Origin of the sequence: Aeromonas sp. QDB30 (assembly GCF_027707645.1) — a bacterium.
Lineage (GTDB): Bacteria > Pseudomonadota > Gammaproteobacteria > Enterobacterales > Aeromonadaceae > Aeromonas > Aeromonas caviae.
In genome coordinates, this window is record NZ_JAPCIY010000030.1 from 1 (window position 1) to 25738 (window position 25738).

At 63.7% G+C, this 25738-nt stretch carries 25 protein-coding genes; 14 read left to right on the forward strand and 11 right to left on the reverse strand.

The window, feature by feature from the left end:
- Window positions 1–124 precede the first annotated feature (124 nt).
- Window positions 125–2272 carry a prolyl oligopeptidase family serine peptidase gene (locus tag PG896_RS11015; RefSeq protein WP_270835707.1) on the reverse strand — a complete coding sequence of 716 codons (2148 nt, stop codon included), beginning with the start codon at window positions 2270–2272 and terminating at the stop codon, window positions 125–127.
- 215 nt (window positions 2273–2487) lie between these two features.
- Here PG896_RS11015 and PG896_RS11020 point away from each other — a divergent pair, with 215 nt between their 5' ends.
- The 10 genes from PG896_RS11020 to PG896_RS11065 all read left to right on the forward strand — a co-directional run bounded on the left by PG896_RS11020 (window position 2488) and on the right by PG896_RS11065 (window position 10261).
- Complete coding sequence (locus PG896_RS11020; RefSeq protein WP_270835708.1) at window positions 2488–3699, forward strand: threonine synthase; 1212 nt, start codon at window positions 2488–2490, stop codon at window positions 3697–3699.
- Window positions 3696–4361, forward strand: coding sequence for an amino acid ABC transporter permease (locus tag PG896_RS11025; RefSeq protein WP_103243727.1), 666 nt, complete (start codon window positions 3696–3698; stop codon window positions 4359–4361). The genes PG896_RS11020 and PG896_RS11025 overlap by 4 nt, the downstream gene beginning before the upstream one ends.
- 192 nt (window positions 4362–4553) lie before the next feature.
- The gene (locus tag PG896_RS11030) at window positions 4554–5216 is read left to right on the forward strand and encodes an amino acid ABC transporter permease (RefSeq protein WP_171865333.1); all 663 of its coding nucleotides are present in this window, start codon (window positions 4554–4556) and stop codon (window positions 5214–5216) included.
- Window positions 5213–5974, forward strand: a complete 762-nt coding sequence (locus tag PG896_RS11035) for an amino acid ABC transporter ATP-binding protein (RefSeq protein ID WP_270835709.1) — start codon at window positions 5213–5215, stop codon at window positions 5972–5974. The genes PG896_RS11030 and PG896_RS11035 overlap by 4 nt, the downstream gene beginning before the upstream one ends.
- Window positions 5971–6807: a transporter substrate-binding domain-containing protein gene (locus PG896_RS11040; protein WP_270835710.1), complete on the forward strand. Its 837-nt coding sequence runs from the start codon at window positions 5971–5973 to the stop codon at window positions 6805–6807. The genes PG896_RS11035 and PG896_RS11040 overlap by 4 nt, the downstream gene beginning before the upstream one ends.
- Window positions 6808–7026: 219 nt before the next feature.
- A complete protein-coding gene (locus PG896_RS11045; RefSeq protein ID WP_270835711.1) occupies window positions 7027–8286 on the forward strand; it encodes an MgtC/SapB family protein in 1260 nt (419 codons plus the stop codon).
- Window positions 8287–8375: 89 nt separating this feature from the next.
- The gene (locus PG896_RS11050) at window positions 8376–8966 is read left to right on the forward strand and encodes a sugar O-acetyltransferase (RefSeq protein ID WP_270835712.1); all 591 of its coding nucleotides are present in this window, start codon (window positions 8376–8378) and stop codon (window positions 8964–8966) included.
- The gene (locus tag PG896_RS11055; protein WP_039040562.1) at window positions 8963–9301 is read left to right on the forward strand and encodes a DUF1294 domain-containing protein; all 339 of its coding nucleotides are present in this window, start codon (window positions 8963–8965) and stop codon (window positions 9299–9301) included. The genes PG896_RS11050 and PG896_RS11055 overlap by 4 nt, the downstream gene beginning before the upstream one ends.
- A gap of 94 nt (window positions 9302–9395) precedes the next feature.
- Entirely contained in the window at window positions 9396–9608 is a 213-nt protein-coding gene (locus tag PG896_RS11060) for a hypothetical protein (protein ID WP_041211694.1), read from the forward strand.
- 200 nt (window positions 9609–9808) lie between these two features.
- Entirely contained in the window at window positions 9809–10261 is a 453-nt protein-coding gene (locus PG896_RS11065) for a hypothetical protein (RefSeq protein ID WP_257692479.1), read from the forward strand.
- A gap of 73 nt (window positions 10262–10334) precedes the next feature.
- Here the strand turns inward: PG896_RS11065 and PG896_RS11070 are convergent, their stop codons facing one another.
- The 4 genes from PG896_RS11070 to PG896_RS11085 form a co-directional block, all read right to left on the reverse strand.
- Window positions 10335–10970 (reverse strand): FMN-binding negative transcriptional regulator, encoded by a 636-nt coding sequence (locus tag PG896_RS11070; protein ID WP_270835713.1) that lies wholly within the window; start codon window positions 10968–10970, stop codon window positions 10335–10337.
- 235 nt (window positions 10971–11205) lie between these two features.
- Window positions 11206–11730, reverse strand: a complete 525-nt coding sequence (locus PG896_RS11075) for a DUF4865 family protein (RefSeq protein ID WP_041211696.1) — start codon at window positions 11728–11730, stop codon at window positions 11206–11208.
- The gene (locus PG896_RS11080) at window positions 11727–12119 is read right to left on the reverse strand and encodes a tautomerase family protein (protein WP_010675683.1); all 393 of its coding nucleotides are present in this window, start codon (window positions 12117–12119) and stop codon (window positions 11727–11729) included. The genes PG896_RS11075 and PG896_RS11080 overlap by 4 nt, the downstream gene beginning before the upstream one ends.
- Entirely contained in the window at window positions 12110–12436 is a 327-nt protein-coding gene (locus PG896_RS11085) for a carboxymuconolactone decarboxylase family protein (RefSeq protein ID WP_103243733.1), read from the reverse strand. The genes PG896_RS11080 and PG896_RS11085 overlap by 10 nt, the downstream gene beginning before the upstream one ends.
- A 96-nt stretch (window positions 12437–12532) precedes the next feature.
- Between PG896_RS11085 and PG896_RS11090 the strand changes: the two genes are divergently transcribed.
- Window positions 12533–13426 (forward strand): LysR substrate-binding domain-containing protein, encoded by an 894-nt coding sequence (locus tag PG896_RS11090; RefSeq protein WP_103243734.1) that lies wholly within the window; start codon window positions 12533–12535, stop codon window positions 13424–13426.
- Between the two features lie 107 nt (window positions 13427–13533).
- Here PG896_RS11090 and argH read toward each other — a convergent pair whose 3' ends face one another.
- The 5 genes from argH to argC form a co-directional block, all read right to left on the reverse strand.
- The gene (gene argH, locus PG896_RS11095) at window positions 13534–14919 is read right to left on the reverse strand and encodes an argininosuccinate lyase (protein ID WP_270835714.1); all 1386 of its coding nucleotides are present in this window, start codon (window positions 14917–14919) and stop codon (window positions 13534–13536) included.
- Between the two features lie 202 nt (window positions 14920–15121).
- Window positions 15122–16357 (reverse strand): argininosuccinate synthase, encoded by a 1236-nt coding sequence (locus PG896_RS11100; RefSeq protein ID WP_010675687.1) that lies wholly within the window; start codon window positions 16355–16357, stop codon window positions 15122–15124.
- Window positions 16358–16413: 56 nt separating this feature from the next.
- A complete protein-coding gene (locus tag PG896_RS11105) occupies window positions 16414–17331 on the reverse strand; it encodes an ornithine carbamoyltransferase (RefSeq protein WP_199767363.1) in 918 nt (305 codons plus the stop codon).
- A gap of 25 nt (window positions 17332–17356) precedes the next feature.
- Window positions 17357–18136, reverse strand: coding sequence for an acetylglutamate kinase (gene argB, locus PG896_RS11110; protein ID WP_010675689.1), 780 nt, complete (start codon window positions 18134–18136; stop codon window positions 17357–17359).
- 23 nt (window positions 18137–18159) lie between these two features.
- The gene (gene argC, locus PG896_RS11115) at window positions 18160–19167 is read right to left on the reverse strand and encodes an N-acetyl-gamma-glutamyl-phosphate reductase (RefSeq protein ID WP_042864921.1); all 1008 of its coding nucleotides are present in this window, start codon (window positions 19165–19167) and stop codon (window positions 18160–18162) included.
- Window positions 19168–19428: 261 nt separating this feature from the next.
- Here argC and argE point away from each other — a divergent pair, with 261 nt between their 5' ends.
- Window positions 19429–20574, forward strand: a complete 1146-nt coding sequence (argE, locus tag PG896_RS11120) for an acetylornithine deacetylase (RefSeq protein ID WP_039040568.1) — start codon at window positions 19429–19431, stop codon at window positions 20572–20574.
- 213 nt (window positions 20575–20787) lie between these two features.
- The gene (gene ppc / locus PG896_RS11125) at window positions 20788–23421 is read left to right on the forward strand and encodes a phosphoenolpyruvate carboxylase (protein ID WP_043152777.1); all 2634 of its coding nucleotides are present in this window, start codon (window positions 20788–20790) and stop codon (window positions 23419–23421) included.
- A gap of 166 nt (window positions 23422–23587) precedes the next feature.
- Here ppc and PG896_RS11130 read toward each other — a convergent pair whose 3' ends face one another.
- Window positions 23588–25069 (reverse strand): GGDEF domain-containing protein, encoded by a 1482-nt coding sequence (locus PG896_RS11130; protein ID WP_069651918.1) that lies wholly within the window; start codon window positions 25067–25069, stop codon window positions 23588–23590.
- Between the two features lie 181 nt (window positions 25070–25250).
- Between PG896_RS11130 and ybaK the strand changes: the two genes are divergently transcribed.
- A complete protein-coding gene (gene ybaK / locus PG896_RS11135) occupies window positions 25251–25721 on the forward strand; it encodes a Cys-tRNA(Pro) deacylase (RefSeq protein ID WP_043152781.1) in 471 nt (156 codons plus the stop codon).
- Window positions 25722–25738: the final 17 nt, after the last annotated feature.

The window sequence follows — 25738 nt, forward strand, 5'->3', positions numbered from 1 at the left end:
CCGAAACCCAACAAGGAGTTTCGGATTCTTACACAGCCTGAGGATCGGTCAATGGATCCTTAACTGATCGGCATTACCGCAGGGCCCTGATGATAGTGGATGGCTGACGCCCGTCTCGCCCGGATCAAGGCTGACGCGGCAGATCCCTGTAGCCCATCTCGTACAGGGTGAAGGCATAGATGTCCGCACTCTGCTCGATAAGCTTGGCCACCGGCGTGCCCGCCCCGTGCCCGGCATTGGTCTCGATGCGGATGAGCTGGGGATGGGGGCCGGCATTGTCGGCTTGCAGGGTGGCGGCAAACTTGAAGGAGTGGGCCGGCACCACCCGATCGTCGTGATCCGCCGTGGTCACCAGGGTCGAAGGGTAGCTGACCCCGGCCCGGACGTTGTGCAGCGGCGAGTAGCCCTTCAGGTAGTCGAACATCGCCTCGCTGTCGGCGCTGGTACCATAGTCATAGGCCCAGCCCGCCCCGGCGGTGAAGGTGTGGTAGCGCAGCATGTCGAGCACCCCCACCGCCGGCAGGGCGACCCGCATCAGATCAGGCCGCTGGGTCATCACGGCCCCCACCAGCAGACCGCCGTTGGAGCCACCTCGGATCGCCAGCCGATCGGTGCGGGTGTAGCCCTCGGCCTTGAGGTACTCGGCCGCCGCGATGAAATCGTCGAACACGTTCTGCTTGTTCTGCTGGGTACCCGCCAGGTGCCAGGCCTGGCCGTACTCGCCGCCCCCGCGCAGGTTGGCCACCGCATAGACGCCCCCCAGATCCAGCCAGTTGGCCACCGACACGCTGAAGCTCGGGGTCAGGCTCACGTCGAAACCGCCGTAGCCGTAGAGGATGGTCGGGTTGCTGCCATCAAGCTTGAGCCCCTTGCGGTAGCTGATGATGAGCGGCACCCGGGTGCCGTCCTTGCTCTGGTAGAAGCGCTGCTCGGAGACGTAATCCTCCGGTTTGAACGGCGCCGCCGAGGCCCGATAGAGGCTGATGGCGCCGCTCTTGGGTTCAAACCGGTAGAGGGTGGGCGGCTGGGCATAGTGCTCGAAGCCGAAGTAGAGGGCGGGATCATCGTGCTTGCCGTTGAAGCCACTGACGCTGCCAAGGCCGGGCAGCGCCACCTCGCGCACCCGCTTGCCTTCGTAGTCGAACTGCTCGACCCGGGCGGTGGCATCCACCATGTACTCGGCGAACAGATAGCCGCTGCCGCTGTGTACCGTCAGCACCTGCTGACGCTCGGGAATGAGATCCCGCCAGTGGGCCGGGCCCGGGTTGGCGGCATCCACCGTCACCAGCCGGCCGTTGGGGGCGTCCCGGTTGGTCAGCAGGTAAAGGGTGCCGCCCTTGTTGTCCACCAGGCTCACGTCCGCATCCAGATCCCCCTGCACCGTCAGCAGCGGCGCGTTCTCCTGGCTCAGATCCTTCACATAGAGGCGGTTGCCCGAGGTGGAGTTCGCCGCCGAGATAAGCAGGAAGCGGTCATCTTCGGTGACGGTCGCCCCCACGTAACGGTGGTGCTGGGCCGGGATGGCGCCGAACACCAGCCGGTCATCCTCCTGCGCCGTGCCTAGCCGGTGGAAATAGACCTTGTGCTGATCGGTCCTGGCCGACAGCTCGCTGCCGTCGGGCTTGTCGTAGCTCGAGTAGAAGAAGCCCTCGTGGCCGAGCCAGCTGATGCCGCTGAACTTCACGTCCTTGAGGGGCGCCTCCAGCGGCTGCTTGCTCTCTACGTCCATCAGGTGGATCTCGCGCCAGTCGCTGCCCGCCAGCGACAAGGAGTAGGCCAGGATGCGGCCATCGCGGGAGAAGCTCAGTTGATCCAGCGCCGTGGTGCCGTCGGGGCTGAGGGTATTGGGATCGAGGAACACCTCGGCCGGCTTGCCCTCCAGCTGGCGCCACAGGACGTTCTGGTTCTGCAGGCCGTCGTTCTTGAAGAAGTAGTGGTAGCGCCCCTCGCGAAACGGCGCCCCCTCCTTGGCGTAATTCCAGGAGGCGGCCAGCTTCTCCTTGATGGCGGCGCGATACGGGATCTGCGCCAGGTAACCCTGAGTCACCCGGTTCTGGGCCTTGACCCAGGCCTCCGTCTCGGGGCTGCGGTCATCCTCCAGCCAGCGATAGGGGTCGGCCACGGCCTGGCCGAAATAGTGATCCACCTGCTCACCCTGGCGGGTGACGGGGTAGTGAAGGCGCGTATTCCCTGACATGGCATCCTCTCTGGTTGGCTGGCCGCTGCACGCACAGAGCAGTGACAGGGCCAGCAGGCTGACAATGGCTCGCATCGAGGCGGCTCCCTGCGGTTTGAGTGAGCGAGCAGGTTAACAAAGCACGCCGGATGGCCCAACCCCCCGACCGGTGACAGAGAGTGGCCCGCCGACACGGAGGAGCCATATGAGTTTTTTCGCTTAAGTTTGCCGCTTTATTTTGTTTGTTATCCGGCCCTTGGGTCACAGGATGGAATAAGACACCAGCCAACGTGAGCCATTCAGGATAAAGCATGCCGTACAGCTACTTATCACATCTGCGTTGCAGCAAGACCGGCGAGATAGTGGATGCCGATCAGCCCCAGCAGTTGAGCCCGGTCGGAGCCCCCTTGCTGGCCAGCTACGACCTCGAGGCCCTGAAACAGGCCTGGCACCCGGCCGCTCTGCTGGGCCGCCCCGCCAGCCTGTGGCGCTACCACGAGCTGCTGCCGGTGCGCGACCCCGCCCAGGTGATCACCCTGGGGGAAGGCTTCACCCCTCTGCTGCCCCTGCCCGCTTTCGGCAAGCAGATTGGCATTCCGGATCTCTGGATGAAGGATGAGAGCATCATCCCCACCGGTTCTTTCAAGGCCCGCGGCGCCGCGGTCGGCGTCTCCCGCGCCCGGGAGCTCGGCATTTCCCACTTCGCCATGCCCACCAACGGCAACGCCGGTGCGGCCTGGGCGCTTTACGGCGCCCGCGCCGGCTTGCGCAGCACCATAGTCATGCCCCAGGCGGCACCCGCCATCACAAGACTGGAGACCTCGCTGGCCGGTGCCCGCCTCTATCTGGTGGATGGCCTCATCAGCGACGCCGGTCGCCAGGTGGCCGAGGCGGTGGCCGAGCAGGGGCTGTTCGATGCCTCCACCCTCAAGGAGCCCTATCGCATCGAGGGCAAGAAGACCATGGGGCTGGAGATCGCCGAGCAGCTCGGCTGGACCCTGCCGGACGTCATCCTCTACCCCACCGGCGGCGGGGTTGGTCTCATCGGCATCTACAAGGCGCTGCGGGAGTTGCAGGAGCTGGGCTGGGTCAAGGGGCCGCTGCCGCGACTGGTGGCGGTGCAGGCGAGCGGCTGCGCCCCCATCGTCCAGGCCTGGCAGCAGGGGGAGCGCGAGTCGCGCTTCTGGCCCGACTCCCAGACCCTGGCCTTTGGCATCAACGTACCCAAGGCGCTGGGGGATTTTCTGGTGCTGGACGCCCTCTATCGCACCGAGGGATGCGCCGTCGCGGTAGACGATGGCGCCATCCAGCGCGAGATCCGCCAGCTCGCCGCGCGCGAAGGCAGCTTCGTCTGCCCGGAAGGGGCGGCCGCCTTCGCCGCTGCCCGCCAGCTGCGGGAAGCGGGCTGGATACAGGGGGGCGAGCGGGTGGTGGTGCTCAACACCGGCGCCGGCATCAAGTACCCTGACGCCATCACGGTCGTGCCCCAGCGGCTGCGCCGCGACGGGAGGATCCCGGCATGAGCTTCGACTGGTCCTTTGTTCTCACTACCCTGCCGGCGTTCGGCCAATCGGTCTGGGTCACCCTGCAGCTCGGCGCCATCGTGATCCTCACCTCGCTCGCCGTGGCGATGCTCAATGTGACGCTGCTGAGCCTGCACAAGCCCTGGCTGAACCGGGTGATCCGCGCCTATGTGGAGCTGGCCCGCAACACGCCGCTCTTGATCCAGCTGTTCTTTCTCTACTTCGGGCTGCCGGCGCTCGGCATCTCGCTCTCCGGCTTTGCCACGGCGGTGATCGCCATGACCTTCCTCGGCGGCGGTTACCTGACCGAGGCGCTGCGGGCAGGCGTTCAGGCAATCCCCCCCAGCCAGCTGGAAGCAGGCCGGGCCATCGGCCTCTCCCGCTGGCAGCTGCTACGCCACGTCCAGCTACCCCAGGCCTGGCTCGCCAGCCTGCCGGCGCTGTTTGCCAACTTCATCTTTCTGCTCAAAGAGACCACGGTGGCTTCGGCGGTGGCGGTGCCGGAACTGCTCTACACCACCAAGAACTACATCGCCCTCTACTACAAGACCTACGAGATGCTGGCGGTGCTGACCTTGATGTGCGTGCTGATCTTTCTGCCGCTCTCCCTCGCCCTGCGCGTCGTTGAAAGGAGGCTGCAACATGGTCAGTTCGGTCATTGAACAACTGATGCAGACACCTATTGTCCAGCTGCTGCCGTCACTCGCCACCCATGCAGAGGAAAGGAGGGATCAATATGGTCAGTTCGGTCACTGAATCGCTGATGCAGGCAAGGATCCCGATGTGGGCACTTATCTTCCTGCAGCTGCAGCCACCCTCACTCGCCACCCATACACAAGAAGGGAGGGATCACTATGGCCATTCCAGTCACTGAACAGCTGACGCAGGCGCTGCCGCTGCTGGCGGTGGGTGCGGGTCAGACCCTCGCCATCTCCCTGCTCGCCATCCTGTTCGCCACCCTGGGCGGGGTCGGTTATGGCGTGCTGGCCCAGCAAGGGGGAAGGCTGACTCGGGGAGTGCTGCGGGTCTATCTGGAGCTGTTTCGGGTGGTGCCCGTGCTGGTCTGGCTCTACCTCTTCTTCTTCGGGCTGCCGATCTTCTTTGGCGTAGACATCCCGGCCTTCTGGTGCGCCGTGCTGGTGCTGGCCCTGTGGGGCGCCAGCGAGGTGGGGGAAGTGGTGCGCGGCGGCCTCAACTCCCTCGCCCGCGGCCAGCAGGAGGCCGGGCTGGCGCTCGGGCTCTCCCGCTGGCAGCTCTATCGCCACGTGCTGCTGCCCCAGGCGCTGCAACGGCTGACGCCGCCGACCATCAACATCTACACCCGCATCATCAAGACCAGCTCCCTGGCGGTGCTGATCGGGGTGGTGGAGGTGATCAAGGTAGGCCAGCAGATCATCGAGCGCACCTATGGCTCGCTGCTCATCTACGGTCTGCTGTTCCTGTTTTTCTTTCTGGTCTGCTATCCGCTCTCGCTCGCCTCGCGCCGGCTGGAGCAACAATGGGGTAACGCGGTATGACACCTCTGCTTGAGCTCAATGCTGTCAGCAAACAATTCGGCCAACACCGGGTACTGGACGGGGTCAGCCTCACGGTGAACCCAGGGGAAGTGATCGTCATCCTGGGGCCGAGCGGCTGCGGCAAGAGCACATTGCTACGCACTCTCAACGGGCTCGAACCCATTCAGGGGGGCGACATTCGCTTCGATGGAGAGCGGCTGGATGCCAGCACCGACTGGCGGCGGCTGCGCCAGCGCATCGGCATGGTGTTCCAGAGCTATCACCTGTTTCCCAACCTGACGGTGCTGGAGAACGTGCTGCTCGGCCCTATGCAAGTGCAGAAGCGGGAGCGGGCCGAGGCCCTGCTGCAGGCGGAACAGCTGCTGACCCGCATCGGCCTGTGGGAGCGGCGCCATGACTATCCGCGCCAGCTCTCCGGCGGCCAGCAGCAGCGCATCGCCATCGTGCGGGCCCTGTGCATGAACCCCCAGGTGATGCTGTTTGACGAGGTGACCGCAGCGCTGGATCCCGAGATGGTGCAGGAGGTGCTGGAGGTGATCCGCGATCTCGCCGGCAGTGGCATGACCCTGCTCATCGTCACCCACGAGCTGGCGTTCGCCCAGGCGGTGGCGGATCGCATCGTCTTCATGGACGGCGGCCACATCCTGGAGCAGGCCGCGCCCCATCAGTTTTTCGAGAGCCCGCGCAGCCAGCGTGCCCGCCAGTTCCTCGCCAAGTTTTCTTATACAACTGTCAGCAAACGAAAGGAGTCAGCATGAAGATAATTACCTCGGTCCTGTTTAGCGCCCTCATCGGCCTGGGCCTCGCCAGCGGCGCTGCCCATGCGGCGGACGGTTCCCTCAACAAGATCAAGGCCCGCGACAAGCTCATCGTCGGCGTTTTCACCGACAAGCCCCCCTTTGGCTACGTGGACGAGAAGGGCAACTACGTCGGCTTTGACACCGACCTCGGTCGCCACTTCGCCAAGGATCTGCTGGGGGACGAAAACAAGGTCGAGTTCGTGGCGGTGGAGCCCGCCAGCCGCATCCCCTTCCTGCAGAGCGACAAGGTGGATCTCATCCTCGCCAACATGACGGTGACCCCGGAGCGGCGGCAGGTGGTGGACTTCACCAACCCGAACCTCAAGGTCGCGGTGCAGGTGCTGGTGCCGGAAGGCAGCGACGCCAAGAAGCTCGACGATCTGGCCGGCAAGCGGCTTATCGTCACCACCGGCACCACGGCCGACATCTGGCTGACCCGCAACCACCCGGAGTGGAAGGTGCTCAAGTTCGAGAAGAACACCGAATCCCTGCAGGCCCTGGCCCAGGGCCGCGGCGACGCCTATGCCCAGGACAACCTAGTGTTGTTCAGCTGGGCCAAGGAGAACCCGGGCTATCGGGTGCTGCCCGAGAAGCTGGGCTCGGAAGACCCCATCGCCCCGGCGGTGAAGAAGGGCAATATCGAGCTGCGTGACTGGGTCAACGACCGTCTCGCCAAGCTGGGGGAAGAGAAGTACCTGCTGAAACTCTACGACCAGTATGTGCGCGACAAGCTTAGCGCCGATACCGATCCCAACGACGTGATAGTGGAAGGAGGCAAGTGGCAGGGTTGAGCCCTGCCCCCACAGCAGTGCTGAGTGTGAAGTGTGTGATCTTTGGTTCCGTTGGTCTGCAAACCGCAAGGTTTGACCTTTCCAGGCGCCCCCTCCAGGTGGCGCCTTTTTTTGTTTGCAAGACCCCGGCAGACGGGACACCCGCTCTGTGAGCCAGCTCCCCCTGCCCCGGGATGCCCTGTGCCATCCTCACTGAAACGGCAGCGGGAGGAGAAACCCATGTGGATAGAGGCCGAGCCCGTCTACGGCGCCCTGGTGTCCCTGGCCATCGGGCTCATCATCGGGCTGGAGCGGGGCTGGCAGGTGCGCCAGCTCGGAGACAACCAGCGCATCGCCGGGATGCGCACCTATGGCCTCATCGGTCTGCTCGGCGGGGTCTGCGCCCTGCTGCTGCCCACCCTGGGGCCCTGGCTGGCCCTGCTCGGTCTGCTGACCGTGGTGACGGGGTGCGGCCTCTCGGTCTGGCTGGCCCTGCGCTGGCAGGGGGAGTTCGGTCTCACCAGCTCGGTGGCCATGGTGCTCACCTATCTGCTGGGGCTGATGTCGGTGCTGCAGAGCCCGAGCGAGGCGGTGGCCTGCGCCGTGCTGGCGGCCCTCCTGATGGGGCTCAAGGGCAAGATCCAGCAGGGGATGCTGTTCTTGAGCGAAATGGAGTTTCACGCCACCCTGCGCTTTCTGCTCATCTCCCTGGTGCTGCTGCCGGTGCTCCCCGATACCGAGATGGGTCCCCTCAATGCCTTCAATCCCTTCAAGATCTGGCTCATGGTGGTGGTGATCGCCGGCATCTCGTTCTGTGGTCACTTCGCGGTGCGCCTGCTCGGCACCCGCTCCGGGCTGGTGCTCACCAGCATGCTGGCGGGGCTCGCCTCCTCCACCGCCCTCACCCTGCAATTTGCCCGCCTCAACAAGGAGCAGGGAGGGCTGGAGCGGCTGCTGGCCACCGGCATTCTGCTGGCGGGAGCCACCATGTGGCTCAGGCTGCTGGCACTGGTGCTGATCATCCACGGAGAGCTGGCGCTGCGTCTGGCTGTCCCCCTGCTGCTGCTGGCAGCCATCGTCTACGGCTTTGCTTTCTGGTTCTGGCGCCAGCGGGAAGAGATGCCGGACGGCCCGGTACAGCCCGAAACCCGCAACCCGCTGGATCTCGCCACCGCCATCAAGTTCGGTCTGCTGCTCGCCCTCATCGGCTTCATGGCCACCCTGCTGCAAAGCAAGGTGGGCAACTCCGGGGTCTATCTGCTGTCGCTGGTCTCCGGCATCACGGACGTGGACGCCATCACCCTTTCCCTCTCCCAGCTCGCCCAGAAGGAGCTGTCCCTGGAGGTGGCGGCCAGGGGCATACTGCTCGCCGGGCTGGTCAACTCCCTGGTGAAAGGGGTGCTGGCACTGGTGATTGGCGGACGCAGCCTGGGGCGGCGGGTCTTGCTCCCCTACCTCGTCTCCATCCTGCTCATCCTGCCCCTTGTCCTGATGACATGATGACGGGGATCACCTGACGGGCCCGGCACTCTGACACCCCCTCCCCTTGTCGCGTATACTGCCCCCTCTTGCAGCAGGAGGAGATAACAATGACAAGCGACTGGGACAAGGTATTGGCTGGGGGCGCCCTGGACAGCCAGAGCGAGGAGATAGCGAACGACCGCATTCGCGGCCAGGCGCTGCTGAGCCGACTCAACGCCTCACCGGCGGGGGATCACGTCCTGCGCCAGCAGATCTGCCGCGACCTCTTCGCCCACTGTCCCGACTCCTGCTGGATCAGCACCCCCTTCACCTGCGAATTCGGCCGCAACATCCACATCGGCGAGAAGACCTTCTTCAACTTCAACGTCACCATACTCGACGTGGGCGAGGTGCACATCGGCAACCATGTGTTGCTGGCCCCCAACGTGCAGATCTACACCGCCACCCACACCATGGACTATCTGGAACGACGCAACTGGACCGCCTACAACAAGCCGGTGCGGATCGGCGATGACTGCTGGATTGGCGGCGGCGCCATCATCTGCCCAGGCGTCACCATAGGGCCCCGCTCCATCATAGGGGCTGGCGCCGTGGTCACCCGGGACATCCCGGCGGACTCCCTGGCGGTGGGCAATCCGGCCCGGGTGATCCGCACGCTACACCCGGGCGAGACTCGGGATCAGGTGTGCCTGTCATGATGGCCCTTGCCCTGCTGCCTTTGGGTTGGGCAGGCTGGCTCGGCGCGCACGATGCCAACTGGTGGCCGCTGGCCCTGATCCTGCTGATGAGCCTGCTGACCCTGGTCGTCTACGCCTGGGACAAACGCCAGGCCATTCGTGGCGGCTGGCGCGTGCCCGAGGCCCGCCTGCACCTGCTTGAGCTGTGCGGCGGCTGGCCCGGCGCCCTGGTCGCCCGCCAGTGGCTGCGCCACAAGACCCAGAAGGGGAGCTACCGCCTGCGGTTCTGGGCCATCGTCTGGGGGCAGTTGCTGCTGCTCGGGATCTGGCTCGGCTGGCCGCTCTGGCCGCTCTGAACAACCAGGCGGGCATTGCCGCCCAAGGTCGGGTATGAGACAACGACAGCGCGGGAGACAGATCCTCTCGTTCAAATCTTGAAAGGAGTCATTCATGACCATGTGGACAGGTATCGTCCTGATCGTCTTTATCAGCGTGTCGTTCAGCTATCTCACCAAACGCGCCCGCTACCAGATGGGGGATGCCCGCATTACCGATCGTCTCGGCAAGCAGGACATGATCATCAAGGAGTTGCAGGAGCGCATCGCCAATCTGGAGGCCATCGTCATCGAGGAGGAGAAGCGCCGCCCGTTCAAGGAGCTCTGATCCGGCAAGCCGGGCGGCAAACCGGCCAGCCCCCGGGCTGCAAGGGTTTGCCGCCGCCCCCGCTCGCACCCGCCCGTCCTCCGCCTGGCAAAAACGAAATTCACAGCAGGATCAATCCCCTGCCATTTTTCGGTTGAATGTTCGCCAAGCTGGCCCGTTCCCTGCTCCGTCATGACATCAGTCGTACGGAGAGTGACATCATGATCGCCATCGGCACCCTGCTTCCCCTCGCCTCCCTTGCCATCAAGCTCGGCAGCAAGCTGCTGGGCGACGGCACGCCGCCCGCCCAGACCGAGCCTGCCGTGCACCTTGCCCCCATGGTGCAGAGCCTGTTCCAGCGCCTCGGCATCCAGGAGGCTGACAGCGAGCAGAACCGCCCCGCCATCAACCACTTCATGGGGGCGCTGATGCAGACCCTGGGTCAGGAATCCTCGGGCCAGCCCCTGCCCCAGGCCATCGATGCCGCCCGCACCCAGTTGGCAGACGGCACCCAGAGCACCCGCCTCGACGCGCTGCAGAGCGAGCTCGACACCCTCAAGGGCTCCCTCGGCAACAGCGACCTCAACCTCGATCAGCTGCTTTCTGCCTTCAAGCAAACCCTGCCCCAGGGCCCGGGGGAAGGCGTCGGCAAGCTGCTCAATGCCAGCGCGTGAGCGGGAGTGGAACCATGAAAAACGGCAACCAGACGGTTGCCGTTTTTGTCGGGCCGGATCTCAAGGTGTCACGCTAGGGCTGTGAAGGAGGCGGGCTCAGCATGGCGCCGGCCAGTGCGGTCTGCCCGCGCTCCTGCAGGGCATTGGCCGCTCCCAGGCGATCCGCCGCCTCCTTGTTCTGACCCAGCTTGAACTTGCCGACCAGCCGCTCAATCTCGATCTCTATGCCCACCACGGCCTGCACCATGGTCTCGAGATAGTCTCTCGGTGCATCCGCCATCTTCCAGGGGGTGGATTCTCCCGCCTCGTGGGTACGGGTCAGGGTCGCGAGCAGGCGACGCACGAAGCGGGCATCGTCCCTCACCCGGATACGGCCATGGGCGTGCACCACGCAGTAGTTCCATGTCGGCACCTGCTTGTGATGCACCTGCTTGCCCGGATACCAGCTGGGGGAGATATAACCCTCGGCGGCCCGGAAGATCACCAGCACCTCGTCGCCCTCTTTCACCTCCTGCCAAAGCGGGTTGTTGCGGGCCACATGGGCCCGCAGCACACCGTGGGCCCCCTGCGCCCCATCAAACTCGAACGGCAGGTGGTTGGCATCCAGCCCCCCTTCACCACAGGTGATCAGGGCCCCCAGGGGGTTCGCCTGCATCAGCTGGTGCAGCGCCTCGGGGTCGGTAACGGCGAAATGGGGTGGCAGGTACATGGGAACTCCTTGATCCGGTTGACGCGTCCATACGCATTGCAGCGGGATCATGCCCTGCCCGGCGCGGGCCGTCACCCTGAATGTGCCCCACTGAGCCAGTTCATTGCCGCAGGTGGCCGCAATGCCACATCATCATCCACAAGCGCGATATAACACCCTATGTTCACGATGCGAATATCACTTTAACAGCCCAAGTGAATGGAAAAACAACATCAATGACAAAGATAATTCCGCTTTACACCCCGCCCCCCTTCGCCAGATAGCCAATACGGTAGATCTCGCCCCCGCCAGGCAAGGGCGATGAGAGGGACGGGAGAAAATCCGCCTCCAGCCATTCCCATCGGGTGAGATCCCAGCCGCTCACCATGGCCTCGCCGTGCAGGTCGGCCAGCTGGTCGTGGGAAGCGACCTTGGTGCGCCGCAGCCTGGCCATGCAAGCCCCGTCGAGGGAGGCCGGATCCGGCGCCCGCAGCAGATGCCAGGTCTCGATGCGGGGCCAGCCGAAATGCCGGGTGAGCGCCGCGAATCCCTCGCTTGCCAGGAATCGGTGCATCGCCTCGGCGCTGTGCCACACATAGAAGGGGGCATAGCGGTTCTCCTGCCCCGGCAGGGCCCCATCGTCCTGACGGCTGTAGAGATAGGCCTTGAACAACAGACCGGGAAAGCCGTCCAGTCTGGCGCCATTGCTGGCGATCCGCTGCTCGATCAGCGCCATGTCGTAGTCTGCGGGCAGGGTGAATCGGTAGTGCATGGCGATCATGAGGCCACCTCCTGTCTGAACATCCGGCCCTGGCCGAAACTCCACGCCTCGGCATCGGTCTGCTGGATCACCACCATGAGGTTGTCGGGGTGGATCCCAAGCTCGGCCTCAAGGCGCTCGGCGAGACGTGCATAAAGCCGCTCCCTGGTCGCGGTGCTGCGCACCTTGCCCGCCAGGATCTGGAAGAGGATGAAACCTTGGTCCCGGCGGCCGGTCTGGTAGTGGGGGTCATAGATGAGCGCACTGGCAGGCAAGATCTCGAGGATCTGGAATTTATCCTTCGGCGGCACCTCGAACACCTCCACCAGGGTCTGGTGGTAGAGGGCGCTGAGTTGCTGCAGGTGTGCGTCGCTCATCCCCTCGCACAGGGTGATGCGGGTCAGCGGCATGGGGTCACCTCCTCGCGGGGGGGCAGATAGCCCACGGCCGTCACTGCGGCGGGCAAACCGGCGTAGAAGGCAAGATGGGTAAACAGCTCTTCCAGCTCATCCCGGGACAGGCCGTTTTGCCGGGCGAATGCAATATGCCAGGGCAGTTGTTGCACCCGGCCCAGTGACGCCAGGATGGCCAGGGTGATCAGGCTGCGCTCGCGTGCCGAGAGGGTGGGGCGCTGCCAGATATCGCCAAACAGCGTCTCTTCCGCCAGTCGGGCGAGTCGGGGGGCAAGCTGCGCCAGGGCGGCGCGATCGGGAACATTGGGTGTCATGGCAATCTCCTTGGTAGATGAAGCCACTCTCCCTCACTGCTACAATTTAAAAAATCGAAATATTCAAGACCAATCATCCCGATTATGAGGATAGTTATGTCACCCCTTCCCCCCAGTCTGGATCTCGATGCCCTGCGCAGCTATGTGCTGGGGCTGGAGTGCGGCAGCTTTGCGCTGGCGGCGCAGCGGCTGTGCCGCTCCACCTCGGCGGTCAGCGCCCAGTTGAAAAAACTCGAACAGCAGTGCGGCACCGATCTGGTCATGAAGCAGGGACGTCACCTGGTGCCGACAGCCAGCGGTGAGCGCCTGCTGGGCTACGCCAAGCGGCTGCTGGCGCTCAATGACGAAGCCGTGCTCGCCCTCAAAGGGGAACTGCTGCAAGGGGAGATCCGGCTCGGGGTGCAGGAGGACTTCGGTGAATCTTTGCTCCCCGCCGTGCTGGGGCCCCTCTGTCGCCAGCACCCGGCCCTGCGCATGACGACCCGCATCGATCGCAACGGGGCTCTGGTGCAGGGGATCAGGGAGGGCACCCTCGACATGGCTCTCGCCTGGCAGCCACAGGGAGAGCGGGAGGATCTTCCCCTCATCAAGGTGGTGCAACTGGCCTGGATTGCCCACCCCGAGTGGGACCCCGTCCCTTTGCTCGCGCGCGGGGAGCCCCTGCCCCTGGTGCTCTTCGATGCCCCCTGCCTGATGCGGGCACGGGCCATCCGCGCCCTCGACGATGCCGGGATCCCCTGGCGGATCGCCTTCACCAGCCAGAGCCTGGGGGGGATCTGGGCCGCCGTGCAGGCCGGGCTCGGGATCACGGTGCGTTCCCCCATCGGCATGCCGGCCAGTCTCGCCACCCTCGGCGGCGTGCTGCCCTCACCGGGTACCCTGGGGGTGGTGCTGCTCGCCGCCAGCCATGAAACCGACGAGGCCAGGAGCCAGTTGCAACGACTGCTCACGGACGCCGTACATCATGCCAGCGCCGGACACAGGGGCTGAACAGCGCCTGGTCAACGCGCCCCACGGCGCCTAGGCGTACCCATAAAAAAAACGGCAACCCTGAGGTTGCCGTTCTGCCTTCTAATTCCCATGGCAAGCCGGTTGGCTTAACCCGCCCGCTTGCTCAGCCAGGCTTCGGCGGCGGTGAGGGCCGATTCGATCTGCTCGCGGGCGACGCCGCCTTTGGCGACCCGCTTGGCCAGGGTCGCTTCCAGTTCCAGATTGGGGTAGACGTCGAACTCGATCACCGGGCTAAAGCGCTGGAACTCGCCGATGGTCAGCTCTTCCAGCGGCTTCTTCACCTGAATCGCGTAGACCACGGTTTCGCCGACGATATGGTGCGCTTCACGGAACGGAATCCCCTTGGCCACCAGATAGTCCGCCAGCTCGGTGGCGTTGGCGTAGCCGCCCTGGGCCGCCGCCATGGTGCGCTCGCCATTGACCTTCAGATCGATCAGCACCAGCGCCGCCATATCGAGGCAGTCGTGCCAGGTGTCGAGGGCATCGAACAGCCCCTCTTTGTCTTCCTGCATGTCCTTGTTGTAGGCCAGCGGCAACGCCTTGAGGCTCATCAACATACCCATCTGGGCGCCGACCACCCGGCCGGTCTTGCCACGAATGAGCTCCAGCGCGTCCGGGTTCTTCTTCTGGGGCATCAGGGACGAGCCGGAGGTGACCGCATCTGAGAGCTCGACAAAGCCCGCCTCGCCGGTGTTGTAGAAGATGAGGTCTTCGGCAAACCGCGACAGGTGGGTCATGGACAGCGACGCGACGTGCATCAGCTCCACCACGTGATCCCGGTCGGAGACCGAATCCAGGCTGTTGCGGGTGGCGCCGCTAAAGCCCATGTCGAGCGCCAGCGCCTCCCGGTCGATGGCATAGGCGGTGCCCGCCAGGGCGCCGCAGCCGAGGGGGCTGGTGTCGAGGCGCTTGAGGGCATCCTGCAGACGGGAATGGTCCCGCTCCAGCATCTCCACATAGGCCAGGGCCCAGTGGGCGTAAGTGACCGGCTGGGCACGCTGCAGGTGGGTGTAACCGGGCAGTACCGCGGCCTGGTTGGCACGGGCAGAGGCGACTAGCCCTTGTTGCAGGGCGGTAATGGAGGCGAGCAGCAGCTCCCCTTGCGCTTTGCACCAGAGCTTCAGGTCGGTGGCGACCTGATCGTTGCGCGAGCGACCGGTGTGCAGCTTCTTGCCAAGGGCGCCGACGGCGTCGATGAGCTGGCTCTCGACCCAGGAGTGGATGTCTTCGGCGTCCGAGTTCAGGATCTGCTGGGGATCCTGCTGCACGGAGGCGAGCAGCACTTCCATCGCCTGCTGCAACTTGACCTGCTCACCCTCGGTCAACACGCCCACCTTGACCAGCGCTTTGGCCCAGGCCATGGAGCCTTGAATATCCTGCTCCGCCAGACGGTAGTCGAACCGCAGCGAATCGTTGAACTGCTTGAACCGGCTATCGGCTCCCTGACTGAAGCGTCCACCCCAAAGTGCCATACTGCTCTCCTTGAATGCGTTGTCGGCGGCGCCTTGCGCCGTCGAACTTGAAATCTTGCCCTGTTTTTCTGCGAGCCTGTTATCTCACAGAAGCGGCCAGGGCGCAGCCGCTCTTGTCACACCCGATGAGGATGGCAAAGGGCCTCTCTACCTGTAAAAGAGGGGGCCATGCCCCCTCGAATCAACGGGTGATAGCGCTTGCTTAGCCGTGGGTATGGTCGCCACCGATGGCTTGATGCTGCTCTTTCATGGCGCGGATCCGGCTCGCCAGGGTGTAGAGACGGATGAAGCCTTCGGCATGGCTCTGGTCGTACACTTCGTCGGCACCGAAGGTGGCGAAGTCTTCGGAGTACAGGCTGTTCGGCGACTTCTTCTGCACCGCGGTGACCTGACCCTTGTACATCTTCAGCACCACTTCACCGTCGAGCTCCTCGGCGATGGCGTTGGCGGAGGCGACAATGGCCTTGCACAGTGGGGTGAACCAGCGACCGTCATACACCAGGTGGGAGAACTCGGCACCCAGCTTTTCCCGCCAGGCGCGGGTCGGTCTGTCCAGTACCAGCTCTTCCACGGCGCGCAGTGCGGCAACCATTACGGTACCACCCGGGGTCTCGTAGCAGCCACGGGACTTCATGCCCACCATCCGGTTCTCGGTGATGTCGATCCGGCCCACGCCGTGCTTGCCGGCACGCTCGTTCAGGGTGGTCAGGATCTGGTGCGGGCTGAGCGGCTGATCGTCAACGGCGACCACTTCGCCCTTGGCCACGGTCAGCTTGACGTATTCCGGCTCGTTCGGGGCATCCTCTGCAGAGACGGTCCACTGCCAGACCGCTTCGGACGGCTCGTTCCAGGTGCTCTCCAGCTCGCCACCCTCGGTGGAGATGTGCCAGGCGTTGGCGTCGCGGCTGTAGATCTTCTTCAGGGTCGCCTTGCAGGGGATGTTGCGGGCTTCCAGATAGGCCAGCAGATCTTCCCGGGAGCGCATGTCCCACAACCGCCACGGGGCGATCACTTTCAGCTGGGGCGCCAGAGCAGCTACCGCCCCTTCGAACCGCACCTGGTCGTTGCCCTTGCCGGTGCAACCGTGGGAGATGGCATCAGCCCCTTCCGCCAGGGCAGCCTCGACCATCGCCTTGGCGATCACCGGACGGGCCATGGAGGTACCCAGCAGGTAGGTGCCTTCATAGACGGCGCCGGTCTTCAGGGTCGGGTAGACGTACTCTTTGACGAACTCTTCCCGCAGATCCTTGACGATGCACTTGACCGCGCCGGAGGCGATGGCCTTCTGCTCGATCCCTTCCAGATCGTCACGCTCCTGACCGACGTCGGCGACGAAGGCGATGATTTCAGCGTCATAGTGCTCCTTCAGCCAGGGAATGATGGCCGAGGTATCCAGTCCGCCCGAGTAAGCCAGTACGATCTTGTTGATTCCGCTCATTTACTTCTCTCCGTGATGATTCGATAAAAAGGGGTGATTCCGGGTCGGTTGCCGGATTACTTCTGGCCCTGTCCGAACAGGGTCAGCAGCACGGCGTTCTGAATATGCATCCGGTTTTCTGCCTCATCCATGATGAGGGAGGCTGGGCCGTCCATGACCTCCGAGGTGATCTCCAGCTCCCGGTGGGCCGGCTGGCAGTGCAGCACGTGCTGGATGCCGGTCCGATCGAGCAGGGCCTGGTTGATCTGATAAGGCATGAAGATATCTTTTACCTGCTCCATTGGTGTGTTGTCACCCATGGAAACCCAGGTATCGGTATAAACCACGTCAAAGCCTTCGATATCCGCGACATCATCGCTGATATGTATGGTCGCGCCAGATTGAGCTGCCAGCGCCTGGGCCTGCAGGAAGATCTGGGTATCCGGGCCATGACCTTTCGGGCAGACCAGGGTCACGTCGGTGCCGAGGGTCGCCCCCAGCAGCAGCAGGGAGTGGCTCACGTTGTTGCCATCGCCGAGATAGGCCAGCTTCACCTTGGACAGGTCGCTGTAGTGCTCGCTGATGGTCATGAAATCCGCCAGCCCCTGGCAGGGGTGGTAGAGGTTGCACAGGCTGTTGACCACAGGCACCGAGCCGAACTCGGCCAGCTCGACCAGGGTCTGGTGATCGAATACCCGGGCGACGATGGCGTCACACCAGCGGGACAGGTTGCTGGCGAAATCCTTCACCGACTCCCGCTTGCCGAGCGCGCCGTTCTGCTGATCCAGATAGACGCAGTGACCACCCAGTTTGGCGATGCCGATGTCGAAGGTGACCCGGGTACGCAGGGAGGGCTTCTCGAACAGGGTGACCACGCTCTTGCCCGCCAGGGCCTGGCTGTATTTCTTCGGATCGGCCTTGATCGCCTTGCCAAGCGCCAGCAGCGCCTCGATCTGGGCCTTGCTTAAATCACTGTCTTTCAGAAGATGTTGCATCGGATTGTCCTTTTCCCGGTGGAGATCAGAGGGTGACCTGGGTGCCAACAGCGCCGCCAGCCAGCAGCTTGAGCAGCTGATCCGGGTAGCGCCAGCTGGCGACACAGACCGGCTTGCCCAGGGTTTCGGCTGCGTGCAGGGCGGCTTTCACCTTGACGGCCATGCCGTCCGTGATAACCCCCTTCTCCATCAGGTCCAGCGCGCTCTGCTTGTCCAGTTGCGGCACCAGCTTGCCTTTGCCATCCAGAATGCCGCTCACATCCGACAGCATCACCAGATCGGCGCCCAGCGCCTCGGCAATGGCGGTGGCCGCCTGATCCGCATTGACGTTCATCATCTGTCCGTCGGCGGTAATGCCGATGGAGCTCACCACCGGCAGGAAGCCCTGCCCCAGGATGCCGGCCACCAGCGCCGGGTTGCCCGGTTTGCAGTCACCGACCGCACCGAGATCCGGATCGAGCTGGGTCACCTGGCACAGACCGCCGTCGGCGAGGCACAGACCCACAGCAGGAATGCCGGTGGAGATGGCCTTGGCCATCATCATCTTGTTGGCGGTCCCGGCCAGGGCACCGGCAATCACGGGGATCTGCTCGAACGGGGTCACCCGCAGGCCGTTCTTCTTGGTGGAGGTCATGCCCAGCCCCTTGAGCAGGTCGTCCACCAGGCAGCCACCACCGTGCACCAGCACCAGAGGACGGTGCTGATCATCCAGGAAGGTCTTCAGGGTGGCGAACAGGGCGGTCAGGGCCTCGTCGTTCTCGATCAGGGCACCACCCAACTTGATTACCAGCGTCTGCTTGTCCATCTTCTCGATCCTTTCTTAAAGCGTTAAATCAGGCCGGTGGCCGGTTCAAAACCAAACTTGATATTTATGCACTGCATGGCTTGCGAGGCGGCCCCCTTGAGCAGGTTGTCGATGGCAGAAACCACCACCAGCATGTTGCCCTGCTGCTGCCAGGCGATGTCGCAGTAGGGCGTGCTCGCCACGCCGCGGATGGAGGGCATCTGGCCGGTGAGGCGTACCAGCGGCTTGCCTTCGTAGGCCTTGAGGTAGGCCTGATCCACCTGGGTGTGCGTCACCCCTTCCGCCAGTTGCACATAGATGGTGGCCAGGATGCCCCGCACATAGTTGCCGAGGTGGGGCTGGAACAGCACCTCCTTGCCAAGGTGGTGGCTGATCTCCGGCTGGTGCCTGTGATTGAAGGTGCCGTAGGGATTGAGGCTCACTTCGCAGAAACTGGTGTTGATGGCGGCCTTGCGACCGGCCCCGGAGACGCCGGAAACCGCATTGATGATGGGCTGCCACCCCTGAGCAATCAGCCCGGCCTGTTGCAGCGGCTTGAGGGCGCACAGGGAGGCGGTCGGGTAGCATCCCGGCACAGCAATCAGCTGGGCGGCCTTGACGGCATCGGCATTCCACTCGGCCAGACCGTAAGCGGCCTGCTCCAGCCACTGCTCATTCTCGTGAGTGAAGCCGTAGAAGGAGGAGTAGAACTGCTGATCGTTGACCCGGAAGGCACCGGAGAGATCGAACACCGGCAACCCCTTGGCCAGGAACTTGGGCGCGAGTTCCGCACTCACCTCGTGAGCAGTGGCCAGCACCACCAGATCGGCCTGGGTCAGGATCCGGGTCATGCCGTCTTCGTCCAGGGGCAGCAGCGGCTGATCCAGCTTGCCCACCCATTGGGGATGCAGGGAAGAGAAGCGCTTGTGGGCGTCCTGGCTGCCGGCGGAAACATAGAGGCCGAATAGCTCGAGTTGTGGATGGTTCTGGACCAGAGCGGCCAGTTCGGCCCCCGCGTAGCCACTGGCACCGACGATAACGGTCTTAAGCATGTTTGAGTATTCCAAGTCTGGGTTCGAAATTCACAGCATGGTGCTGCGGTGCAAGGGGTCGGCTATCGCCCCTTTGATGCAACGAGTGCGGAGGGGCAATTCAGGCGGATATGCGTCGTCGGTTACAGATCAGGTGACAGAACATTAACTTTCCCTTACAACTAGAGGCCTTGTCGATGAGCACTCGAACAGAATATTCATGCACTCACTTTGCATTTGTATTTTCTAACAGAAACACTCCGGGGACGCAAGGAGGAGCTGATGGCCAAACTGGATTTTTTTTCACTTTATAAGAATATTATTGCGATTCCCTCTATCAGCAGCACGGATACTCGCTGGGATCAGAGCAATGAGGCGGTAATCCGGCTGCTGGCCGACTGGTTCGGCCAGCTTGGATTCCAGTGCGAGGTGACGGCCCTGCCGGATCTGCCGGGCAAGTTCAACCTGGTGGCAACCTATGGTCAGGGAGAAGGGGGGCTGCTGCTCGCAGGTCACACGGATACGGTTCCCTTCGATGAAGGAGCCTGGACAAAGGATCCCTTCAAGGTGACCGAAGAGGGCAACCGCCTGTACGGGCTCGGCACCATCGACATGAAGGGCTTCTTCGCCTTTATCGTGGAAGCGCTCAAGGAAGTCGACCTCAAGACCCTGAGCAAGCCGCTGCGCATCCTGGCCACCGCCGATGAAGAGACCACCATGGCCGGGGCCCGCGCCATCGCCGCCGCAGCCGAACTCAAACCCGACTACGCGGTGATCGGCGAACCCACCGGGCTGGTGCCCGTGGTGGCCCACAAGGGCCACATGTCGGAAGCCATTCGCATCACAGGCCGAAGCGGCCACAGTTCGGATCCCGCCAACGGCGTCAATGCCATGGAGATCATGCACAAGGCCATGGGTCAGGTGCTCAGGCTCCAGCAGGATTTGAAGGAGAAGTACGCGGATCACCGCTTCGCCGTGCCCCAGCCCACCCTGAACCTCGGCTACATCCAGGGGGGCGACAGCCCGAACCGCATCTGCGGCTGCTGCGAGCTGCACATCGACATGCGCCCCACCCCGCAGGTGGGCCCCGACGAGCTGATGGGCATGTTGAAAGAGGCGCTCTCCCCCATCGAGATCCACCAGCCCGGCTGCCTGCACCTGCAGCACCTGCACGAACCCATTCCGGCCTATGCCTGCCAGGATGACTCCGAGCTGGTGCGGGAGGCGGAAAAGGCGAGCGGCCGGGCCGCCGAGTCCGTGAACTATTGCACCGAAGCCCCCTTTATCCAGCAGCTGGGTTGCGAGACCATAGTGATGGGCCCAGGCCATATCACCCAGGCCCACCAGCCCGATGAATACCTGGATCTGTCGTTCGTCAAACCGACCACGGCGGTGCTGCAGCACCTGATCCGGCGCTTCTGCGTCTAGCCAAACAGGGATGTAAGTAAGTTACATGACAGGCGCCTTGGGACAGGTGAGGGAAATACATGTTCTGAATCGGCTTGTTATTTGACCTTGCGCAGACAATCTGGGTAGATTGTCCCCCTAAGATGACGGAGCATATGTTGTAATCGCACAACAATAAGTGAGGTCGCCTCCCGCCTGGAAGGTCAGGAGGCACCAACAAAATAAGGATGTGGAATGAACGAAAAGTACGCCGCACTACGGGCCAACGTAGGCATGTTGGGCCAACTGCTGGGGAAATCCATCAAGGATCATCAGGGGCAGGCCTTCCTCGACAAGATTGAGACCATTCGCCAACTGGCCAAGTCTTCCCGCAAGGGGAACGAGGCAGACAGAGAGCGCCTGCTCGACACCCTGCGTACCCTCTCCGATGACGAACTGCTGCCCGTGGCCCGTGCCTTCAGCCAGTTCCTCAACCTGGCGAACGTGGCGGAGCAGTTCCACACCATCTCCCGTCGCTGCGAAGAGCAGGTCTGCACCCCGGACCCGCTGGAGCAGATGTTCGACAAGCTGAAAGCCTCCAACCTGTCCCAGGAGGCCATCATCCAGGCCGTGCGCGAGCTGGACATCGATCTGGTGCTGACCGCTCACCCCACCGAGGTGACCCGTCGTACCCTGATCCACAAGCACGTGCAGCTCAACGACTGCCTCGAGGCCCTGGAACTGTCCGATCTGCTGCCCCGCGAGCGGGACAAGATCCAGAGTCGCATCGAGCAACTGGTCAACCAGGCCTGGCACACCAACGAGATCCGCGAACAGCGCCCGACCCCGGTGGACGAAGCCAAGTGGGGCTTCGCCGTGGTAGAAAACAGCCTGTGGCCGGCCATCCCCGAATTCATGCGCAATCTGGACGAGCGCCTGCAACACCATCTGGGTGTGCGGCTGCCGCTGGACGCCGCGCCGGTCAAGTTCACCTCCTGGATGGGCGGTGACCGCGACGGCAACCCCTTCGTCACCGCCAAGGTGACCGCCGAAGTGCTGGAGCTGGGCCGCTGGATGGCGGTGAGCCTGTTCTACAAGGACATCAAGGAGCTCACCTCCGAGCTCTCCATGGCCGATTGCACCGACGCCGTGCGTGCCAGGGTCGGCGACAATCCCGAGCCCTATCGCGCCCTGGTGCGTGAGCTGCGCGAGCAACTGCGCGAGACCCAGGAGTACCTGACCGCCAAGGTACAGGGCCAGGCGAGCGAGAGCCGGGATCTGGTCAAGAGCACCGCCCAGCTGCGCGAGCCCCTGGAGCTCTGCTACCACTCCCTGCATGCCTGCGGCATGGGCAATATCGCCGACGGCATGCTGCTGGACGTGCTGCGCAAGCTGGCCTGCTTCGGCATCCACCTGGTCAAGCTGGACATCCGTCAGGATGGCGAGCGTCACGGTCAGGTCTTCTCCGAGCTGACCCGCTACCTGGGTGTGGGCGACTACGCCGAGTGGAGCGAAGAGGACAAGCAGGCCTTCCTGCTGCGCGAGCTGAACTCCCGCCGCCCCCTCATCCCGAGCGACTGGGATCCCAGTGCCGAGACCCGCGAGACCATCGACACCTGTCGCGTCATCGCCCAGCACGACCCCGATGCGTTCGGCATCTACATCATCTCCATGGCCGGTGCCCCGTCCGATGTCTTGGCGGTCCAGCTGTTGCTGAAGGAAGCTGGCTGCAAGTTCCGCATGCCGGTTGCCCCGCTGTTCGAGACCCAGGAAGACCTGATGGCGGGCACCGCCGTGATGGAACGCCTGCTGTCGGTGGACTGGTATCGCGGTTACATCCAGGGCCGTCAGTACGTGATGATCGGCTACTCCGACTCAGCCAAGGATGCGGGCATGATGGCCGCTGGCTGGGCCCAGTACGCCGCCATGGAATCCCTGGTGGCGCTGGCTGAAGCCAACAACATCCGCCTCACCCTGTTCCATGGCCGTGGCGGTACCGTCGGCCGTGGCGGCGCCCCCGCCCATCAGGCGATCCTCTCCCAACCCCCGGGATCCCTGCGCGGCGGCCTGCGGGTCACCGAACAGGGAGAGATGATCCGCTTCAAGTTCGGCCTGCCGAAGGTGGCCATCCAGAGCCTGAACCTCTACACCAGCGCCGTGCTGGAGGGGAACCTGCTGCCGCCGCCCAAGCCGAAAGAGAGCTGGCGCGCCGTGATGGAGCAGCTGGCGTCTGTCTCCTGCGATCACTACCGCAGTATCGTGCGCGGTCACCCGGACTTCGTGCCTTACTTCCGTGCCGCCACCCCGGAGATGGAGCTCGGCAAGCTGCCGCTCGGTTCCCGCCCCGCCAAGCGCAAGCCCAACGGCGGTGTCGAGAGCCTGCGCGCCATCCCCTGGATCTTCGCCTGGACCCAGAACCGGCTGATGCTGCCGGCCTGGCTCGGCGCCCACAAGGGATTGCAACAGGCCATCGACGACGGCCAGAAGAGTGTGCTGGACGAGATGAGCCGCCAGTGGCCCTTCTTCCGCACCCGTCTCGAAATGCTGGAGATGGTGTTCCTCAAGGCCGACCTCTGGCTGGCAGAATACTATGACACCCGCCTGGTGCCGGAGAACCTGTGGGCACTCGGCACGCAGCTGCGTCAGGAGCTTGCCGACTCCATCGAGGTGGTGCTGAAACTGCGCCCGCAGGGCGACCTGCTGGACGATCAGCCCTGGATCAAGGAGTCCATCAAGCTGCGCAACCCCTACACCGACCCGCTCAACGTGCTGCAGGCCGAGCTGCTCAATCGCTCCCGCAACCACCCGGAGACCCTGCACCCCGAGCTGGATCAGGCGCTGATGGTCACCATCGCCGGCATCGCCGCCGGCATGCGCAACACCGGCTGATCCCGGACCGTTGCAAACAAGGGCGCCCCGGCGCCCTTTTTCGTCTCTGCCGGGCACGGGGATCCCTATATTGCCGCCAGCACAGCCCCCTCTAAGGGAAAAAAACATCCACAACAAACAGGGCGCCATGATGGCGCCCTGTTTTATTTCGCGATATAGCCTCTCATCAGGATACCTGGTTGCGACCACGACGTTTTGCCTCATAAAGTCGCTGGTCCACGCACTGAAGCCAGTCATCCATGCGCCTGTAACTCATCTGATAGGGGGTGAGCCCCACGCTGATGGTGACGGTGATCGCCTGATGCTGGTACAGGAAGGTGTGCTGCTCCACCTGGTGCCGGATGCGCTCCATGATGGTGTGGGCCTCCTCCAGGGTCGTGCCCCGCAGCAGCAGGATGAACTCCTCCCCGCCAAATCGCGCCACCAGATCCTTGCTGCGCACCGCCTGCATCAGGAGCCCCGCCAGCGACGCCAGCACGGCATCCCCGGCAAGGTGTCCATATACATCATTGATTTGCTTGAAGAAGTCGATGTCAATCAAGGCCAGGCAGCAGGCCTCCCCTTCGGCGGGATGGTGCTGGACGTGATCCAGCAACACGTTTGCCTGCTGGAAAAAGCTGCTGCGGTTGGGCAGCTTGGTCAAGAAGTCGTGCTCGGCGTTGAAGCGCAGCACCCGCTCCATGCGGCTGCGCTCATCCTCCAGGTTGCGGGCGTGGATAAGGGTGCCAAGGGCCGTGGTGAGGGGCTCGAGCAGGCTGACATGGGTCTCGTCAAAGCCACCCGGGCGGTTGGCCAGGGCGATCATGCCGATCGCCTCTCCCTTGTGGCGGATGGGAATGCCGAGGAAGCTCTCCAGGTGTGGATGACCACGGGGGGAGACACCGCGACTGGCTGGATGGCTCGGCAGATCGTTGCAGCACACCAGGGTATTGTGGGTCACCACGTGCCCAAACAGGTTGTCGAGCTTGCTGAAGATGAGCCCGCCCCGGCTCTGGCGCTGCTGCTCATACCAGGCATGGGTCGCCTCGTCCCAGGAGACATTGGAGATGGAGGGGACATAGAGACTGGGGCGGCCATCCTCGTACTGGATGATGCCGATGAAACCATAGGAGCTTTCGCTCACGCTCAGCAGCCGCTCGAAGACGGTGTCGCAGGCGGAGCCGAGATTGCGATCGAGCAGAAAACTCTGGTGAGCGGCCACCACGATGTCAAACAGCTGGCTCTGCTGCTCGACCCGCTGCTTGGCCATCACAGCCGAGGTAATGTCGTGCGCCAGCTTGACCACCCCCAGCAGGATGCCTGCCTCGTCGGTCACGGGCATGTAGGTGGCATGGAGCCAGAGGGGGTTGCCACCTTGCCTGACCCGGCGAAACTCCCCCGACTGGATCTCGCCACCCAATACCCTCTGCCAGAAGAGCTCATGCTCGGCCTGCAGATCCGGCGGCAAGAGCATGAGATGGGACTGGCCCACCAGCGCTTCGGGGGGATAACCCAGCATGTCGCAAAACAGGGGATTGACCGACACCATGCGACCATCGAGATCAAACTCGACCATGCCATAGGCCCGATCAAGGGCGGTCAGCCTGGCGAGGGTCTCATATCGATCCATCGCGTCGATATCGCGAGCGCAAAGTGCTGTGGTATTCATGGCTACGATTCCTTTCGATCGCCGGCGCATTGCATTGGAATGCGGGGACAAGTGCCCAAATCATAGGATCCGGCACCCGGTTACGCTAACACAGGCCCCGATTGGGTGTGAAGACTGGTTCTTGCCACATCCGGCTCCCGGGCGCAGACTGTCTGGCCTTGCCACGGTTCGAGGAGACCCCATGACACCCGCCATCAACTTGCTGAAAAAGCTCAAGATCCCCCACAGGCTCTACCCCTACGAGTGCGAAGCCCACGACGACTTCGGCAAGCATGCCGCTACCCAGCTGGGTCTGCCCCAGGCGCAGGTGTTCAAGACCCTGCTCGCCCATCACGACAAGCAGGCGGTGGTGGCCATCGTGCCCTCCTCGGGCATGTGCAGCCTCAAGCAGCTCGCCAAGGCCACCGGGCTCAAGAAGGTGGAGATGATGAAGCCGGCGGAAGCCGAAAAGCTGACCGGCTACAAGGTGGGCGGCATCAGTCCCCTGGCCCAGAAGAAGCTGCTGCCCACCGTGCTGGACGACTCCGCCATGGCCTTCGACGAGATCCTGGTGAGCGGTGGCAAGCGGGGGCTCTCGGTCGGCGTGGCCCCCGGGGACATGGTCCGGCTGATGAACTGGATTGCGGCCCCCATCGGCGATCATCACGACTGAACAAACAAAAGAGGCGC

Excerpts from the sequence above, each read along its gene's own strand:
- PG896_RS11015 (WP_270835707.1), bottom strand. The coding sequence starts at position 2,272 with ATGCGAGCCATTGTCAGCCTGCTGGCCCTGTCACTGCTCTGTGCGTGC.
- PG896_RS11020 (WP_270835708.1), top strand. The coding sequence starts at position 2,488 with ATGCCGTACAGCTACTTATCACATCTGCGTTGCAGCAAGACCGGCGAG.
- PG896_RS11025 (WP_103243727.1), top strand. The coding sequence starts at position 3,696 with ATGAGCTTCGACTGGTCCTTTGTTCTCACTACCCTGCCGGCGTTCGGC.
- PG896_RS11030 (WP_171865333.1), top strand. The coding sequence starts at position 4,554 with ATGGCCATTCCAGTCACTGAACAGCTGACGCAGGCGCTGCCGCTGCTG.
- PG896_RS11035 (WP_270835709.1), top strand. The coding sequence starts at position 5,213 with ATGACACCTCTGCTTGAGCTCAATGCTGTCAGCAAACAATTCGGCCAA.
- PG896_RS11040 (WP_270835710.1), top strand. The coding sequence starts at position 5,971 with ATGAAGATAATTACCTCGGTCCTGTTTAGCGCCCTCATCGGCCTGGGC.
- PG896_RS11045 (WP_270835711.1), top strand. The coding sequence starts at position 7,027 with ATGTGGATAGAGGCCGAGCCCGTCTACGGCGCCCTGGTGTCCCTGGCC.
- PG896_RS11050 (WP_270835712.1), top strand. The coding sequence starts at position 8,376 with ATGACAAGCGACTGGGACAAGGTATTGGCTGGGGGCGCCCTGGACAGC.
- PG896_RS11055 (WP_039040562.1), top strand. The coding sequence starts at position 8,963 with ATGATGGCCCTTGCCCTGCTGCCTTTGGGTTGGGCAGGCTGGCTCGGC.
- PG896_RS11060 (WP_041211694.1), top strand. The coding sequence starts at position 9,396 with ATGACCATGTGGACAGGTATCGTCCTGATCGTCTTTATCAGCGTGTCG.
- PG896_RS11065 (WP_257692479.1), top strand. The coding sequence starts at position 9,809 with ATGATCGCCATCGGCACCCTGCTTCCCCTCGCCTCCCTTGCCATCAAG.
- PG896_RS11070 (WP_270835713.1), bottom strand. The coding sequence starts at position 10,970 with ATGTACCTGCCACCCCATTTCGCCGTTACCGACCCCGAGGCGCTGCAC.
- PG896_RS11075 (WP_041211696.1), bottom strand. The coding sequence starts at position 11,730 with ATGATCGCCATGCACTACCGATTCACCCTGCCCGCAGACTACGACATG.
- PG896_RS11080 (WP_010675683.1), bottom strand. The coding sequence starts at position 12,119 with ATGCCGCTGACCCGCATCACCCTGTGCGAGGGGATGAGCGACGCACAC.
- PG896_RS11085 (WP_103243733.1), bottom strand. The coding sequence starts at position 12,436 with ATGACACCCAATGTTCCCGATCGCGCCGCCCTGGCGCAGCTTGCCCCC.
- PG896_RS11090 (WP_103243734.1), top strand. The coding sequence starts at position 12,533 with ATGTCACCCCTTCCCCCCAGTCTGGATCTCGATGCCCTGCGCAGCTAT.
- argH (WP_270835714.1), bottom strand. The coding sequence starts at position 14,919 with ATGGCACTTTGGGGTGGACGCTTCAGTCAGGGAGCCGATAGCCGGTTC.
- PG896_RS11100 (WP_010675687.1), bottom strand. The coding sequence starts at position 16,357 with ATGAGCGGAATCAACAAGATCGTACTGGCTTACTCGGGCGGACTGGAT.
- PG896_RS11105 (WP_199767363.1), bottom strand. The coding sequence starts at position 17,331 with ATGCAACATCTTCTGAAAGACAGTGATTTAAGCAAGGCCCAGATCGAG.
- argB (WP_010675689.1), bottom strand. The coding sequence starts at position 18,136 with ATGGACAAGCAGACGCTGGTAATCAAGTTGGGTGGTGCCCTGATCGAG.
- argC (WP_042864921.1), bottom strand. The coding sequence starts at position 19,167 with ATGCTTAAGACCGTTATCGTCGGTGCCAGTGGCTACGCGGGGGCCGAA.
- argE (WP_039040568.1), top strand. The coding sequence starts at position 19,429 with ATGGCCAAACTGGATTTTTTTTCACTTTATAAGAATATTATTGCGATT.
- ppc (WP_043152777.1), top strand. The coding sequence starts at position 20,788 with ATGAACGAAAAGTACGCCGCACTACGGGCCAACGTAGGCATGTTGGGC.
- PG896_RS11130 (WP_069651918.1), bottom strand. The coding sequence starts at position 25,069 with ATGAATACCACAGCACTTTGCGCTCGCGATATCGACGCGATGGATCGA.
- ybaK (WP_043152781.1), top strand. The coding sequence starts at position 25,251 with ATGACACCCGCCATCAACTTGCTGAAAAAGCTCAAGATCCCCCACAGG.